Origin of the sequence: Actinacidiphila yeochonensis CN732, assembly GCF_000745345.1 — a bacterium.
Lineage (GTDB): Bacteria > Actinomycetota > Actinomycetes > Streptomycetales > Streptomycetaceae > Actinacidiphila > Actinacidiphila yeochonensis.
Window position 1 is genome coordinate 2,083,723 of the sequence record NZ_JQNR01000005.1, and the last position, 15,295, is coordinate 2,099,017.

13 protein-coding genes are annotated in these 15,295 nt (G+C 74.9%); 6 read left to right on the forward strand and 7 right to left on the reverse strand.

Going from position 1 to position 15,295, the window contains the following annotated elements; translation table 11 throughout:
* Nucleotides 1-6: 6 nt before the first annotated feature.
* The 3 genes from BS72_RS20830 to BS72_RS20840 are packed head-to-tail and all read right to left on the reverse strand — an operon-like array spanning nt 7 to nt 3,679.
* On the reverse strand, nt 7-1,218 hold the full coding sequence (locus BS72_RS20830) for an acyltransferase family protein (RefSeq protein WP_051951341.1): 1,212 nt from the start codon (nt 1,216-1,218) through the stop codon (nt 7-9).
* Nucleotides 1,215-2,576, reverse strand: a complete 1,362-nt coding sequence (locus tag BS72_RS20835) for an alpha-2,8-polysialyltransferase family protein (RefSeq protein WP_037912550.1) — start codon at nt 2,574-2,576, stop codon at nt 1,215-1,217. Before BS72_RS20835 ends, BS72_RS20830 begins: the two co-directional genes overlap by 4 nt.
* The gene (locus tag BS72_RS20840) at nt 2,576-3,679 is read right to left on the reverse strand and encodes a glycosyltransferase family 2 protein (RefSeq protein WP_063836113.1); all 1,104 of its coding nucleotides are present in this window, start codon (nt 3,677-3,679) and stop codon (nt 2,576-2,578) included. Before BS72_RS20840 ends, BS72_RS20835 begins: the two co-directional genes overlap by 1 nt.
* Nucleotides 3,680-3,834: 155 nt before the next feature.
* On the opposite strand from BS72_RS20840, the gene BS72_RS20845 reads away from it, so the two are divergent.
* The 6 genes from BS72_RS20845 to BS72_RS20870 all read left to right on the forward strand — a co-directional run bounded on the left by BS72_RS20845 (nt 3,835) and on the right by BS72_RS20870 (nt 11,255).
* Nucleotides 3,835-5,163 carry a DUF6716 putative glycosyltransferase gene (locus BS72_RS20845; protein WP_078901511.1) on the forward strand — a complete coding sequence of 443 codons (1,329 nt, stop codon included), beginning with the start codon at nt 3,835-3,837 and terminating at the stop codon, nt 5,161-5,163.
* A 98-nt stretch (nt 5,164-5,261) separates the two neighbouring features.
* Nucleotides 5,262-6,485, forward strand: a complete 1,224-nt coding sequence (locus tag BS72_RS20850) for an acylneuraminate cytidylyltransferase (protein ID WP_051951343.1) — start codon at nt 5,262-5,264, stop codon at nt 6,483-6,485.
* An 89-nt stretch (nt 6,486-6,574) separates the two neighbouring features.
* A complete protein-coding gene (locus BS72_RS20855; protein WP_037912552.1) occupies nt 6,575-7,516 on the forward strand; it encodes an N-acetylneuraminate synthase family protein in 942 nt (313 codons plus the stop codon).
* A 262-nt stretch (nt 7,517-7,778) separates the two neighbouring features.
* Nucleotides 7,779-8,840, forward strand: a complete 1,062-nt coding sequence (locus tag BS72_RS20860) for a hypothetical protein (RefSeq protein ID WP_037912555.1) — start codon at nt 7,779-7,781, stop codon at nt 8,838-8,840.
* 153 nt (nt 8,841-8,993) lie between these two features.
* The gene (locus BS72_RS38535) at nt 8,994-10,808 is read left to right on the forward strand and encodes a glycosyltransferase (RefSeq protein ID WP_037912558.1); all 1,815 of its coding nucleotides are present in this window, start codon (nt 8,994-8,996) and stop codon (nt 10,806-10,808) included.
* A 93-nt stretch (nt 10,809-10,901) separates the two neighbouring features.
* Nucleotides 10,902-11,255 (forward strand): hypothetical protein, encoded by a 354-nt coding sequence (locus tag BS72_RS20870; RefSeq protein WP_037912561.1) that lies wholly within the window; start codon nt 10,902-10,904, stop codon nt 11,253-11,255.
* A gap of 633 nt (nt 11,256-11,888) precedes the next feature.
* Here BS72_RS20870 and BS72_RS20875 read toward each other — a convergent pair.
* The 4 genes from BS72_RS20875 to BS72_RS20890 form a co-directional block, all read right to left on the reverse strand.
* Nucleotides 11,889-12,386 (reverse strand): RNA polymerase sigma factor, encoded by a 498-nt coding sequence (locus BS72_RS20875; RefSeq protein WP_037912563.1) that lies wholly within the window; start codon nt 12,384-12,386, stop codon nt 11,889-11,891.
* A gap of 39 nt (nt 12,387-12,425) precedes the next feature.
* On the reverse strand, nt 12,426-13,082 hold the full coding sequence (locus BS72_RS20880; protein ID WP_037912566.1) for a class F sortase: 657 nt from the start codon (nt 13,080-13,082) through the stop codon (nt 12,426-12,428).
* Nucleotides 13,083-13,084: 2 nt separating this feature from the next.
* Nucleotides 13,085-13,492 (reverse strand): RodZ family helix-turn-helix domain-containing protein, encoded by a 408-nt coding sequence (locus BS72_RS20885; RefSeq protein ID WP_037912569.1) that lies wholly within the window; start codon nt 13,490-13,492, stop codon nt 13,085-13,087.
* Between the two features lie 263 nt (nt 13,493-13,755).
* Nucleotides 13,756-15,006: an NAD(P)/FAD-dependent oxidoreductase gene (locus BS72_RS20890; protein WP_037912573.1), complete on the reverse strand. Its 1,251-nt coding sequence runs from the start codon at nt 15,004-15,006 to the stop codon at nt 13,756-13,758.
* Nucleotides 15,007-15,295 lie beyond the last annotated feature (289 nt).

Genomic DNA, 15,295 nt, shown 5'->3' on the forward strand with positions numbered 1-15,295 from the left:
GTGGACTCAACGCCTCACCGGAACGGGCGCCTTGTTCAGCAGCCGCTTCAGCCGGGGCCCGAACGGCTTCTCGATCAGCCGGTGGATGGCGTAGGCGAGCAGCAGCATCAGCACCACCGTGGTCGCGAAGACCGCGGTCGGCGGCAGGCTGGTGTGCTCGTTCAGCTTGCCGATCACCACCCAGCCCAGGTGCTCGTGCACCAGGTAGAACGGGTAGGTGAGCGCGCCCGCGACGGACAGCCAGCGCCACCGCAGGTTGGCGATCGGCGGCACCAGGGTCACCGCGATCACCGCGAGCATGCCCAGGGTGAGCACCACCAGGACCATCAGCACCGAGCGGTGGTGGAAGACCGTCAGGTTCTTCGGCGCCACCAGGGCCTTGACCTCCTCGCGCTGCCCGAGCAGGAACGCGCCGAGGACGACGCCCCAGGAGAGCGCGTCGTGGCCGAAGCGGCGGATCAGGTAGAGGCCCATGCCGGCCACGAAGAACGGGGCGTACTCGGGCATCAGCGCGAGCTTGAGGAAGCTCTCACCGGAGGACTCGGCGTACAGCGCGGCCACCGACCACACGGTGCAGAAGACCAGCACCCGGCGGCGCGACGCGCCCGGCCAGATCACGCACAGCGCGAAGAGGAGGTAGAAGCGCATCTCGGCCCAGAGCGTCCAGCACACGCCGAGCACCCGCTGGGCGCCGGCCGGCATCTGGAACATGGTGAAGTTCACCAGCAGGTCGGTGGGCGGCACGCGCTTGAGGCCCACGATGGCGAACGCCACGGTGATGATGACCAGGGCCGTCCAGTACGCGGGGTAGAGCCGGGTGATGCGGGAGATCGCGAATTCCTTGACGGTGCGGCCCCAGCCGCTCATCGATATGACGAATCCGCTGATCACGAAGAATATCTGGACGCCGAGCGGGCCGTAGGAGAACGCCCCGGCCAGGTGCGGGAAGACGTGGTTGGGGTCGCGGCCCCAGGCGGTGGAGATGTCACCGCCGCGCCCGCCGTAGTGGTAGGCGCACACCATCAGGGCGGCGACCATGCGCAGCCCGTCCAGGGCGCGCAGCCGGTTGCCGGCGCGCTCGCGGGGCGGTGCGGGTGCGGGCGCCGGCACCGCCGGCGGGAGGGCGTCCGGTGTGCCGGCCGAGGGCGCGGTACCGGGGAGTGCCGGGCCGCTGGGCCCGGCGGAGTCGTCTGCGGATGCGGGTAGGTGAAGGGTCATCCCAGAGCATTCTTGAGGGCGCGTGCGCGACGGGCGACACGGCGGACGGTCGGGTTGCGGGGGACGAACGCGAGCCGGGTGGGCACCCCGCCTGGCAGACCGAGTGAGGTCAGGCGGCGGCGCTTGAAGTAGGGGAGGGTGGAGGCGTCGAGGTGGGCGTCGAGCCACGCCGCGGCCTCGTCGCGCAGCCCCGGGTAGGCGCGGGCCTGCATGCAGAAGCCGACCGCGCGCACCAGCGGCGCGAGGTCGCGGGCGACCTCCTCGGGTGTGGGCGACGTCCAGGCGCGGACCGCGGCGGCGTCGGCGACGTCGGGCAGCAGCGCGTGCACCAGCGTGACCGGGATCCGGTTGCTGTTCTGGTAGGGCGCGAGCCGGTCCAGCAGCAGCCGGGTGCCGGTGCGGGCGACGGGGATGCCGTAGAGGACCGAGGCGGTCAGCAGCGCGGTGGAGAAGCAGCCCACCACCAGGGCCGGGCGGGCCCGCTGGTAGACGGCCTCGGCGAGGACGGGGGTGTGCAGCACGGTGAGTTCGGCACCCAGCCGCTCGGCCTCGGCCCGCAGCGGCTCGGTCCACTCGGCGGGCGCTGTCGGGTGCGGCTTGAAGACGATCCGGCGGTGGCCCAGGGCGGCGGCGCCGCGCACCATCGACAGGTGCAGCTCCTCTTCCTCCTCGGCGGTCAGGATGCCCAGCGCCGACAGGTACTGGCCCAGCAGCAGCGCGGCGTCCTCCGGCAGCGAGGCGAGGTCGTCGCCGCCGGCGTCACCCGCCGCCTCGGCCACCTCGGCGAGCACCTTGGTGAACTGCTCGCTGGGCACGACCTTCGAGGGCACCCCGTGCTCGGACAGCAGCAGCGGCGTCAGTCCGGGCACCAGGTCGAGGTGGAGCAGCCGGTCGATGCGGGTGTCCACCAGCAGGCCGATCTTGTTGCGGGTGGGCCCGTAGGACATCAGGCCGTCGGCGTAGACGGTGATGGGGGCGCCGACGAAGACCTGCGCGAAGGAGAGGGCGGGGGCGACCTGGATGGACTCCACGACCAGTTCCAGGTCGTCGTCGCCGAGGTCCCACAGCTGCCGGAAGTACCGCTCCCACAGGGGGATGTCGTCCGGGCGCGGCGACCAGCCGGAGGGGTGCATCGGGCTGATCGCGTCGTTCCACGACAGGACCCGGTCGAACCGGCCGCGCAGCGGGGCGAACCCGGGTGCCTCGGAGACCGGCTGGTGCGTCTCTGGGACGCCGGCGTTGTTGCTGACGACCAGCAGGCGCCGGTCGGCGGCGGGCAGGCTGCCCGCGTCGAGGGCGGCGGCCAGGGTGGCGATGCCGTACAGGGTGGAGGCGAGGAAGAGCTGGGTGCGGGCCATCAGGCGGTCACCGTTCCGTCGGCCGGGGCGGACGGGTGGCCGCCGGCGGTGTCGGGCGTGGAGTCGGGGCCGGCACCGTGGCCGGAGTCCGGGCCGGGGCCGTCCGGCGGGGGGCTGCCCGCGTCGGAGCCGTCGCCACCACCTGAGCGTGCCAGGCGCCAGCGCAACCGCCGTACCTTCGTGCTGCGTTCGAGGTCCATGGCGTCCAGCGCCTCGGCGAGCACGTCGGCCGGCAGCCGGCCCAGCGCGGCGGCGCTGCGGGCCTTGAGCTGGCGGGCGAGCGCGGGCTCGAACCGGTCGATGTTGTCCAGGTGGTGGGCGATGATCGCGCAGTAGGTGCGCACCGCCTTCGGCAGGAAGCGCTTCTCGTCCGGGTCGCCGGCGAGTTCGGCGATCACCTGGTCGAAGGAGCGGACGAAGTCGAGCTGCCGCTCGTCACCGATCTGGGTGAGGGAGCTGGTCACGCCGCGCCGGTAGTAGATGCCCATCAGGCCCACCACCGCGCAGGACTCGGCCTCCCGGTGCAGCCGCCAGATCCACGGCCGGTCCTCGGCGGTGCGCAGGTGGACCGGCATGTGCACCAGGCCCCGTTCCACGATCCTGCGGTGGTAGGCGCCGGCCCACGAGTACGGGTAGTCCACCAGCGAGGGGCGGTCCGCGGGCAGGATCGCCGAGCGCGGGTCGATCCGGGCGTTGCGGCGGCCGTGCGGGGCGCGGATCACGCTGCGGGCGCTGCCGGTGCACTGCACGTGGTCGGTGCGCAGGAAGTCGACGTCCAACTCGTCCATCGCCTGGACGAGTTTGGGCAGGTAGCCGGGGGCCATCCAGTCGTCGCCGTCCATGAAGGTGAGGTACCGGCCCTTGGCGGCGTCGATGCCGGCGTTGCGCAGCGCCGCCACCCCGGTGTGGTCGCGGCGGATGATCCGGGCGCCGGGCAGCGTCCGCACCCCCTCCTCCAGCAACTGGGGTGTCCGGTCTGTCGACCCGTCGTCCATCAGCAGGAACTCGAAGTCCGAGCGCGCGTTGGCGCGCAGGCTGCGCAGCGCGTCGGGGACGAAGGCCTGCACGTTGAAAAAGGGAACGATGACGGAGAGCTTGACCACCCTTTCACCTTAGGGGGCTTCGGGTCCCGGTACTTTGCCGCGCGCGTACTTCCAGGTAAACGGAGAATGGACGCACGGTGTCCGGAGGCTGTAATCCGTCCGGCACGCGAAGTATCGGCATGCTGTTTACCTTCCGTTGGCTTTCGATTAGCCCGATGCCCTGGCGCTCTTCCTACTGTCGATGTGTGCCAGAACGTACGTCAGGCCCGCTGCGGGTCACGGTGGTCGCAGACTCGGACACCCGGTGGAAGTGGGGCGCGTTGACCGCGCGCCGGATCGACCCCGAAGCCCGGCTGGACGCCCGCCTGTTGCGCGGACGGGCCACGCCGACCGCACGCCAGCTGGCCGAACTCGGCATCCCCGCCGAGTCGATGACCGAGCTGACCGCGCCCGAGCTGCTGGCCGAGGTCTCCGCGGACACCTGCGACGTGCTCGTGGTGTCCTGCGTGGGTGGCACCGTACAGGCACTGCTGCACGGCTTCGACCGCGCGTGGCGCGAGCACGCGCGGCGCCCGGTGGTGGTGACCGGCTACGTCGGCGTGGTCTACGAGAAGCTCGCCGACGGCCTGCTGCTGCGGGCCGGCGCGGACCTCGTCCTCGCCAACAGCGCCCACGACGCGGCGCGCTTCCGGTCGGTCTACTCCGGCGTCGGCCACCCCACCGGCTCCATCGTGGAGACGGCGCTGCCGTTCCTGGACGGCGAGCGCTACCGGCCGGACGACGGGCGCCCGTTCACCGTCACCTTCGCCGTCCAGCCCTCCGTTCCCGAGGGGCGGGCCGAACGGCTGCACCTGCTGCGCCGGCTGGTCGGGCACGCCCGCCTGCACCCGGACCGCGAGGTGCTGGTCAAGCTGCGCAGCAAGCCCGGAGAGCACACCACGCACATCGAGGAGAACCCGTACCAGAAGCTGGTCTCCTCGCTCGACCCGCCGGACAACCTCTCCCTCGTCTACGGTGCGATGGGCGAGGTGCTGGACCGCACCGACCTTCTGGTGACGGTGAGTTCGACCGCCGCCCTGGAGGCGCTGCACCGCGGCGTGCCCACCGCGATCCTCACCGACTTCGGCATCCGCGAGGCGCTGGGCAACCACCACTTCCTCGGCTCGGGCTGCCTCGCCTCCTGGGACGAGCTGGACGACGGCCACCTGCCCAAGGCCGACCCGGACTGGACCGCCGCCCAGGGCGTCGGCACCGTCGACCCCTACGGCGAACTGCGCGCCCGGGTGCGGGAGTTGCTGATGGCTCCCAAGCTGCCGCGGCTCGCGCCCTACTACACGCTGCGCACCGCTCCCGGGTACCTGCCCGGGGTGCTCGCCCGGCACGGCCTGGACCCCGAGGGGTTGCCCGCCGCCCGGCTGGCGCCGCGCGACCCCGGCCCCGTCCGCCGGGCCGCCCGCGACCTGCTGCGCAACTCCGCGCGGACGGCGTACCGGCAGGGCGTGCAGCGGGTGGCGCCGGCGATCCGCCGCTGGGGGCAGCTGTGACCCCGCCCCCGGCGGCCCCGATACCCCGCACACCTCCGGCGCCCGGGTCCGCGACCCCCGCCCCGGCCTCCCCGCCAGTCGACGACAGGAGCCACCTGATGACCACGACCGACCCCCGCCCGGGGGAGCTCGACAGCCCGGCGGGGAGCCGCGCCGTGCTCGCGGTGATCCCCGCCCGCGGCGGCTCCAAGGGCGTCCCGGGCAAGAACCTCGCCACCGTCGGCGGCGTGCCGCTGGTCTCCCGCGCCGTCCGGGCCTGCGCCGGCGCCCGCCGGGTGAGCCGGGTGCTGGTCTCCACCGACGACCCGGCCATCGCCGAGGTCGCCCGCACCGCCGGCGCCGACGTGGTGCTGCGCCCGGCCGACATAGCCGGGGACACCGCCTCCAGCGAGGCGGCCGTGCTGCACGCCATGGACGCGCACGAGGCGGCCGGCGGCGCGCTCGACGTGGTGCTGCTGGTGCAGTGCACCAGCCCCTTCATCACCAGCGAGGACATCGACGGCGTGGTCGCCGCCGTGGTCGACGGCGGCGCCGACACCGCGCACACCGTCGCCGCCTTCCACGGCTTCGTGTGGCGCGAGGACGCCGCCGACGGCGGCGGCAACGGCGTCAACCACGACAAGGCCGGCCGCCCCCGCCGCCAGGACCGCCCGCAGGACCTGCTGGAGACCGGCGCCGCCTACGCGATGCGGGCGGCCGGCTTCCGCGCCGCCGGGCACCGCTTCTTCGGCCGCACCGCGCTGGTGCACACCGACCCGGCCCGGGTGCTGGAGATCGACGAGCCCGCCGACCTCGCCCGCGCCCGCGCCCTGGCCCCGCTCCTCGACCCGCACGCGGCCACCCCCCGGCGGGACGACGTCGACGCGGTCGTCCTCGACTTCGACGGCACCCAGACCGACGACCGGGTGCTGATCGACGCCGACGGCCACGAGACCGTCAGCGTCCACCGCGGCGACGGCCTCGGCGTGGCGGCGCTGCGCAGGGCCGGCGTGCCGGTGCTGATCCTGTCCACCGAGACCAACCCGGTCGTCGCCGCCAGGGCCCGCAAGCTCCAGGTGCCGGTGCTGCACGGCGTCGACCGCAAGGACGTCGCCCTCAAGCAGTGGTGTGCCGAACAGGGCATCGCCCCCGAGCGCGTGCTGTACGCGGGCAACGACGTCAACGACCTGCCGTGCTTCGGCCTGGTCGGCTGGCCTGTCGCCGTCGCCGACGCGCACGACGTGGTGCGGGCCGCGGCCCGCGCGGTCACCACCGCCGACGGCGGCCGCGGCGCGGTCCGCGAGATCGCCGCCTGGCTGCTGGGCCCCACCCTCGCCGGCTGACGCCGAGCCGCCCGGCGAGGGCACTCCGAACCACTTCCCCAAGGGGCCCGACACCGGCCCCACATCCTCACAGCTAAGGAATCAACGTCGTGACCACGACCCTTCCCGCCAACCTCCGCGCCGTCGGCTCGCGCCACATCGGCAACGGCCAGCCCGTGTACGTCACCGGTGAGATCGGTATCAACCACAACGGCGACCTGGAGAACGCGTTCGCGCTCATCGACGCCGCCGTGGCGGCCGGCTGCGACGCGGTGAAGTTCCAGAAGCGCACCCCGGAGATCTGCACCCCGCGCGACCAGTGGGAGATCGAGCGCGACACCCCCTGGGGCCGGATGACGTACATCGACTACCGCCACCGCGTGGAGTTCGACGAGGACGGCTACCGGGCCATCGACGAGTACTGCCGCAAGCGCGGCATCGACTGGTTCGCCTCCCCGTGGGACGTCCCCTCGGTGGAGTTCCTGGAGAAGTTCGACGTGCCGGTGCACAAGGTCGCCTCCGCCTGCCTCACCGACGACGAGCTGCTGCGCGCGCTGCGCGCCACCGGCCGCACCGTCATCCTGTCCACCGGCATGTCCACCCCGCGCCAGATCCGGCACGCGGTGGAGGTGCTCGGCAGCGACAACATCGTCCTCTGCCACGCCACCTCGACGTACCCGGCGAAGCACGAGGAGCTCAACCTGCGGATGATCAACACGCTCCAGACGGAGTACCCGAACGTGCCGGTCGGCTACTCCGGCCACGAGGTCGGCCTGCAGACCACGCTGGCGGCGGTCGCGCTCGGCGCCGTCTTCGTCGAGCGGCACATCACCCTGGACCGCGCCATGTGGGGCTCCGACCAGGCCGCGTCCGTCGAGGGCACCGGCCTGGAGCGGCTGGTGCGCGACATCCGCATCATCGAGACCTCGCTCGGCGACGGCGTCAAGAAGGTCTACGAGGGCGAGCTCGGCCCGATGAAGAAGCTGCGCCGCGTGGCGGGCGTCGTCGCCGAGGCCGAGGCCGCGGCCGAGTCGGAGACCGCCGCGGTCTGACGCTCCTCCCGGGTCCTGTCCGCGGCGGCCTCCGGGCCGTCCGGACGGGGCCTGACGCGGGCCCGGTGCCACCCCGTCCGGCGGCACCGGGCCCGCACCGCACGCACCCCGGCGCCGACGCCGTCCGTACGCCTCTGCTCGTACGCCGTTGCCCGTACGTTCTTGTTCGTTCGCCGTTGCCCGTAGGCCGTTGCCCGTACGTTCGTGCTCGTACGCCGTTGCCCGTACGCCCTTGCAGGTTCCCGAAGGGACCCGATGGACCATGGCTGATCCTTCCCCTCCACCGGGTGCCGTCGCGCTCGTCGAGTCGCCCGTCCAACTGCTCAACGTGCTGGAGTGGGCGCACGCCCGCCCGGCCGCCGGGTCCGGGGCGGAGGACGAGCCGCTGACGGTCGTGGTGCTCTCCCCGTCCGACCCCACCAGCCGCGGCCAGCTGCGCCGGATGGCCGAACTGGCCCGTGACGAGGGCGCGGAGGTGCGCTGGTTCGAGGCCCGCGGTGGCCGCGGCGGACTGCTGCGCACCGCGTTCAGGCTGGCCCCGACGCTGCTGCGGGTGCGGCGGCTGGTGGTCGGCGACCCGTTCTCCCGGCTGGTGCAGGTGCTGCTGCCGCTGTGCCGCCAGGCCGACGACCTGGTGGTCGTCGACGACGGTACGGCCACGATGGAGTTCACCGAGATCCTCGCCCGCGGCGGGCGGCTGGTGCGCTGGCACCGCAGCGGACGCCGCCGCTCCCCGGCGGACGCCGCGTTCGGGATCTTCGCCGGCGCCGCCCGGCGGCGCCTGACGCCCGGCCGGGGTAGCCGCGTCGAGCTCTTCAGCGCGATGCCCGCGTCGGTACCCGACGGGATGGAGGTGCGCGCCAACCGGTTCGCCTGGACGCGGGGCCGGTTCGGGCCGCCGCGCATCCTGGCCGGTACCGACCTGGTGGGCACCTCGCTGGTGGAGACCGGCGTGATCGACGCCGACCGCTACCTCGCCGTGGTCCGCTCGCTGGCCGAACGGCACGGCATCCGGCGGTACTTCGCGCACCGGCGGGAGGCCACGGAGAAGCTGCACCGGCTGGCGGCGGAGACCGGACTGGAGATCGTCCGGCCCGACCTGCCGCTCGAACTCGTCGCCCGGTGCGGACCGATCGGCAAGTCCGTGCTGTCCTTCCCGTCCACCGTGGTCCACACGCTGCCGCTGGCGCTGGCCGGCACGGGGGTGGCCATCGTGGTCTGCGACATCGAGCAGGAGTGGCTGACGGCCGCGGCCTCGCCCCGCGCGCACTCGTTCCTGACCGACATCACCCACACCGCCCGCACCCTGCACGACCTGACCTGAGTCCCCTCGCCGGGCCGGTCCGCCCGGGTAGGCTCCGGGCGCGGCGCGCGACGGGCTGGAAGAACGGCTCGAACGCAGATCAACTACATATGTTTTGCCCCTCGTTGGGGCGGGAGTCACAGCGCGGCCATCCGGGTCGGGTGAGATGCGGGAATGGCGGAGGTCTCCAAAGAGCACCGGCGTGTGGCGGTGCTGACGACAGGCCCCCTCGCAGGGGACTCGCGCGCGTGGCGGGTCGCGGTCGCGGCGCACGAGGCGGGTTACCGGGTCACACTCATCGGGTGCGGCCCCACGGCCGTCGTGCCCGACGGCGTCGCGGTCCGGTACGTCGACGTGCCCGACACCCTCCGCACCCACCGGGAGCGCCGCCCGCACCCCGGCCTGCGCTGGCCGCTGGCCTACCGCAGCGCTGAGGCCCACGCCCACCGCACCGCCGGCATCGCCGCCCGGCGCGCCTTGCTGGCCACCCGGGCGGCCGAGCTCGACGTCGTCCACCGGGCCGTACCGCTGCGCGCCCTGGCCCGCTGCGCCCACGTGTTCGCCGGCGCGCGGTGCGCCGTACGGGCCGGCTGGACCCGGCTGCGGGCCGCGCAGCACCTGGCGGCGGTACGCAGCCGGCGCCGCCCCAGCGCCCGGCTGGACGACCTCGCCGCCGAGACGGCCCGCCTGCTCCTCGGCCGCCGCGCCTGGCGGCGGCTCGACCCGGGGCTGCTCGACGAGGAGACGGCGTTCGGGCCGGTCCTGGACACCGTCCGCCCCCATCTCGTGCACGCGCTCGGCCCCCGCGCCCTCGCGCTGGGCATCCGGGCCGCGCTGCGGGCGGAGGGCTCCGGCCACCGCGTCGAGGTCGTCTGGGACGCGCCCCCGCGCATCCCCGCCGAGACCCGGCGCGGGCAGGTCGCCGCCGACGCGCTGCTGCGGATGTTCGCCCGCGAGGCGGACGGCGTGGTCACGGTGGGGAACCGCCTCGCGGCCCAACTCCGCGCGGAGTACGGGCTGCCGGCTCTGCCCGTGGTGGCCCGCAACGCCCCGCCGCTTCCCGGCCGCCCCGCCTCCGCCGCGTCCACTGCCCCCGCCGGGCCGGGCGGGTCGGGCGCCTCGTTCTCCGTCGCGGAGGCCCCGGCCAGGCCCGTCCGCCGGGGCGACGTGCGGGTCATTCCCGGTCCGGGCTCCCTTCCCGGTCCGGGCTCCGTCCCCGTCTCGGCGCCCGCTGCCGCCGTCGCTTCCGCTTCCGCCACCGCTGTCGGTTCCGCCGTCGGCTCCGCCGCCGTCCTCCGCTCCGGCACCGTCTCGGGGGTCGGTACCGGTCTCGTTCTCGGGTCCGGCTCCAGGATCACCTCGCGCAAGGCCGCCGCCCGTACCGCCCGTGAGACCGGTGTGCGCGCCCGCTGCGGGCTGGGCGCGGAGACGCCGCTGCTCGTGCACGTCGGCCCGGTCACCCCGGACCGGGGCGCCGACACCGTCGTCGAGGCCCTGCCGAAGCTCTACGACCTGCACGCGGCGTTCGTCGTCCCCGACCCGGAGGACGATCCGAACATGGCCGAACTGCGCGACCGGGCAGCCCAGTTGGGTGTGCACGGGCGGCTGCACGTGCTGCCCTACGTGCCGGTGGACCAGGTCTCCGGGTTCCTCGCGTCGGCGGACATCGGCGTGCTGCCCGTCCACCAGCTCTCGCACCACCAGATGGTGCTGGCCACCCGCTACTACGAATACGCGCACGCCCGGCTGCCGGTGGTGGTCTCCGACGTGCGCGCGATGGCCGCGGCCACCCTGGGCACCGGCAACGGCGAGGTCTTCCGGGCCCGGGACACCGCGGACTTCGTCCGCGCGGTCGGCGCGGTGCTCACCAACCCGCGCCGCTACCGCAAGGCGTACGAACGCCCGGATCTGCTGCGCGAGTGGTCCTGGCAGACCGAGTCCGCGCCGCTGCTCGACCTCTACTCCCGCCTCCTCGGCCCGCACCGCTGAGGAAAACCCCTGGTCACGGGGGTTCCGGCGGCGTTAGTGTGCGGAGCGGCGGGGTGGTCCGGCAGGGTGGCCGCCGGCGAGGAAGGGGTCGCCATGGACGGGCACGGCGGGACGACGACTCTGTGGCGGCCCACCGGGCCGGCGGAGTTGGAGCTGGTGCGCCGGTCCGAGTGGCGCGCGTGGCCGCCGCGGCTGCCCGAGCAGCCGATCTTCTACCCGGTGCTGAACGAGGACTACGCCGTCCGGATCGCGCGGGACTGGAACGTCAGGCACGACGGCGCCGGGTTCGTGACGCGCTTCGAGGTCGAGTCGGAGTTCCTGAGCAGGTACCCGGTCCAGCAGGCGGGCGGCCGGACGATCCTGGAGCTGTGGGTGCCGGCCGAGGAGTTGGACGAGTTCAACGCGCACATCGTCGGCCCGATCGAGGTCGTGCACGAGTTCCGCTGAGCCGGGTTCCGCCGACGGCAGCCCCCTCTTCCGGGCGCTTCGGCGGCTGGGCGCGGTCGCGGGCACCGGGGAGGACGTTCACCGCCGTGGGCCTGAACCGTCGTCGGGACACCGAGGACTGGATCTCCCGCACCGGCTGACGGGATCGCGGGGCGCGGGCGGTCAGGGAGCGCCGCCCGTCCTGCCGCCGCCCGTCCCGCCGCTGCCCTTACCACCGCCGTTGCCGGTTCCGGTGCTGCCTGTGCCGCCTGACACGGTCGCGGGGGAGGACGGGAGGCGGGACGGGGTGGGCTGCGGCCCTGTCGTCTCGACGCCCGCCGTCGCTGTGCCGGTGGGCGTGGCGGACGCGGTGGCGGTCGGGCGGTGGGGGTGGCGGTGGCGGCCGGCGGGGTGAGCGGGGCCATGGGGGTCTGACGCGGGCCCGTGGTGGTGGGCCACAGCACGGCCAGGACGGCGACCACCGCGACCGTCGCGCCGCCCGCGGCCGCCGCGCGCAGCGTCCGGCGCCGGGCCGCGCGCCGCCGGACCCGCCGGAACGCTCCGGGCGGCGGTGCCAGCTCCGCCGGACCGGGGTCCTGGCGCAGCAGCACGGCCAGCTCCTGGTCGCGGGGGTCGTCCCAGGGCTCAACGGGCTCAACGGGCGTGATCAAGGTGTTCTCCCAGTCCGGCGCGGAGGAACTCCCGGGCGGCGTGCAGATCGGCCCTGACGGTTCCTTCTTTTCGCTTCGTCAGCAGGGCGATCTCCCGGACCGGCAGGTCGGCGTAGTAGTACAGCAGGACGGCGGTGCGCAGCCGTTCGGGCATCGACTGGACCAGCAGCCGCACCGGGACGGAGGTCTCCGCGCCGGGCTGCTGCCGGGCCAGCGCGGCCTCGGTGCGGGCGCGCCGCACCGCCCGGCGTTCGCGGTCCAGCTTGCGCCAGTGGTCGCGTACCAGGTTGGCCGCGGTCACGTAGAGGAACCCGCGGGGCTCCTCGACGGCGGTCCAGTGCGTCCACAGGCGGGCGAACGCCTCGGACGCCATCTCGTGGGCGATGCCGTCGTCGTCCGTCAGGCGGCGGCACCAGCCGGCGAGACCGGGGTAGAGGTCGGCGAACAGCTCGGCGGCTGCCCTGTCCTTGGACCGGCTCAACTCTCTCCAGGTGATGGGGCGGTGAGGGGGAGGCCGGGGCTACGCCGTGGGCGCCGAGGGGGCCGCCGACGCGAAGACGACCACGTTGTCGAGGTAGCCGTCGCCGGTCCGCGGGCCGCCGCACGTTATCAGGCGCAGTTCCGGGTCGTCGGTGTCGCCGTAGACCTCCTGGGTGGGGAACCGGTCCTTGGCGACGGTGCGCACCGCGTCCACCGTGAACGCCACCGACAGCCCGTCCTTGAGCCGGACGACGACGCGTGCCCCCGGCCGCAGGCGGGACAGCCGCAGGAACACCCCGTCCCCGTACCGGCCCACGGTCACGTGGCCGAGGATCACCGACGGCCCCGTCCGGCCGGGGGTGGGCGAGCCGCTGTACCAGCCGGCCGGGGCGTGCGCCCGGACCGGCGGCACCTCGACGGTCCCGTCGGAGGCCAGGCCGAGCCGCATGAGCGGGGTGTCCACCCCGATGGCGGGGATGCTCAGGCGCACCGGCACCGACCGCGCGATCGGCGCCGCCGTCGCGGTGGCGGTGACCGAAGGGGGTGCGGTGGCCGAGGGGGGTGCGGGGGCCGTGCTCCCGGTCGGCCCCGCCGCCGGGTCGGGCGCCACGGGGGCGCCGCACCCGGCGGCCAGCAGGGCCGTCAGGCAGATCGCGGTGAGGACCGCGGGCGGCGCGGCCGACCGGGAGGTCCGCAAGGTCAGCCCCGGCCCTGGAGCCGGCGGCGCATCACCAGCGCGCCCGCGCCGAGCACCAGCACCCCGGCGCCGGCCGCCTCCTCGGCGGTGTGCGACGTGCCGGCCGCAGGCGTCGGCACCCCGGTGTCGGGGGCACCCGAGGGCACCGCGACGACCTGGCCGCCGCTGGACGAGCCGGTGCCGGTGCCGGAGCTGCCGGTGCTCGGGACGGCCGACGGGACCGCGGCGGCGGTGCTCGACGGTGTCGCGGTGGCGCCCGAGCCGGTGCCGCCCGACACCGCGCCGACCGACGGGGTCGGGGTGGGAGCCGGGGTGGCGGAGGAGCCGGCGTCGGCGAGAGCCGTTCCGGCGCCCGCCACGGACAGCACCGCCGCGCAGCCGAGGGCGGCGAGGAAGGACCGTGTACGCATGGGGAGTCTCCTGTCGATCGGCCGTCCGACGGCCCCTTCGGGGGCGCCCGGCGGCTTCCGGTGCGGAATCAGACGGAGAGACGACGCGGTACGGGTGGCTGCTGTAAAGAGATGGCAAAGAGTGCGCGGCCGGGTTTCAGCCGCGATCCTGCCCCGGTGGCAGGCCCGGCTCCAGGCTCCGGTAACGGCCCCGGTCACGGCCCCGGTCACAGCCCGGGACACGGTCGGCGCGAACCCCGCAGGGGCCTGGGCGCCGTTGGCGTTCAGCCCGCCAGGCCCGCCCAGTCCTCCAGGATCTCGCGGGCAGCCCGCGCGCCCGAGGCCATCGCGCCCTGCTGGGAGCCGGTCGCCCGGTAGTCGCCGCACACGTAGCGGCCCGGGCCCCGGCGGGTGGGGCGGGTGAAGGGCCAGGGCGGGGGCATCGCGGGCAGCGCCTCCAGGATCGGGCGGGCGGCGACCAGGCTCCACCGGCTGGTGTCGGCCCCGTACAGCTCGGCCAGCACCGCGCGGACCCGGGCCTCGGCGCCCGGCGAGTCGTCGGTGCCGAGCACGGACGTGGCCACCAGGTTCTCGCCGCGCGGCGCGTACGTGGGGGCGACCTCGCTGAGCACCACCGTGTTGAGCACCCGCCGGGCGCTGTCCACCAGCAGCGTCGGCTCGGCCAGCGGCGCGGACCCGGCGGCGTGGTAGTACGTGGTGACCGAGCGGGTGGGCGGCACCCGCAGGTCCGGCAGCAGCCGTGACGCGGCGCCCGGCCCGGTGGCGACGACGACGGCGCGGGCGGCGTGCTCGCGCCCGTCCGCGGTGACGACGCCGGTGTCGGACAGCTCCCGTACCGGCGCCTCCAGGACGACGGCGCGCGGCGGCAGGTCGCCGGCCAGTTGCGCCGGGACCGCGCCGATCCCGTCGGCCGGCAGGACCTGCGTGCCGCGCAGCATCGACCGCCACACCAGGTGGAAGAAGCGGCTGGACGTCTCCAGCTCGTCCTCCAGGAACACCCCGGAGAGGAACGGCCGCAGGAACGTCTCCACGATCTCCTCGGAGAACCCGGCGGCGGCCAGCGCGGTGCGGGTCGTACGGTCGGTGCCGCGCACCAGCGTCCGGGGCGGCAGCAGCAGGGCGCGGGCGCTGAGCACGGTCAGCGCGGCCAGGTCGCGGACCGAGGCGAGCCGGCCGGGCAGCAGGTCGCCGGCCATCCGCGGGGCGCGGCTGGGGTCGGCGAAACGGCGCTGCCCCTTCGGCGTGTCCACCAGCACGCCCGGCGTGAACGGCCGCAGCCGCAGCGGGCGCAGCGCCAGCCGCCGTTCCACCTGCGGGTAGGAGGTGTTGAGCACCTGGAAGCCGCGGTCCAGCCGGAAGCCGTCGCGCAGGTCGGTCCGCATCCGCCCGCCGACCCCGTCCCCGGCCTCCAGCACCCGTACGGTGCGGCCGGCGGCCACCAGGTCGCGGGCGCAGGCCAGGCCCGCGAGCCCGGCTCCGACGACCAGGACGTCCACCCGCGCATCCTCCGCCACGACCTCAGCCCTTCCGTTGCCCTGCCGGCCCCCCGGGTGCCCGTTCGCCACCCTGCCAGCCCGCCTCCCCGGCCCGGCTCCGACACGGCGCGCCCGGCTCCGACACCCGGCCGCGCACCGCCGACCGGGGGAACCCGCGCACCCTGAGCGGCGGTTCCGCTGGGTCTCCGGTGGGCCTCCGGTGAGCTTCCGGGGGCGGGCAGAGCGCGCGGCGAGGAACGGCTGAGGCGCGTCCGGAGTGGGGTCCGGACGCGCCTCGGCCAGGTGGGCCGGCGGTCAGCCAGGCCGC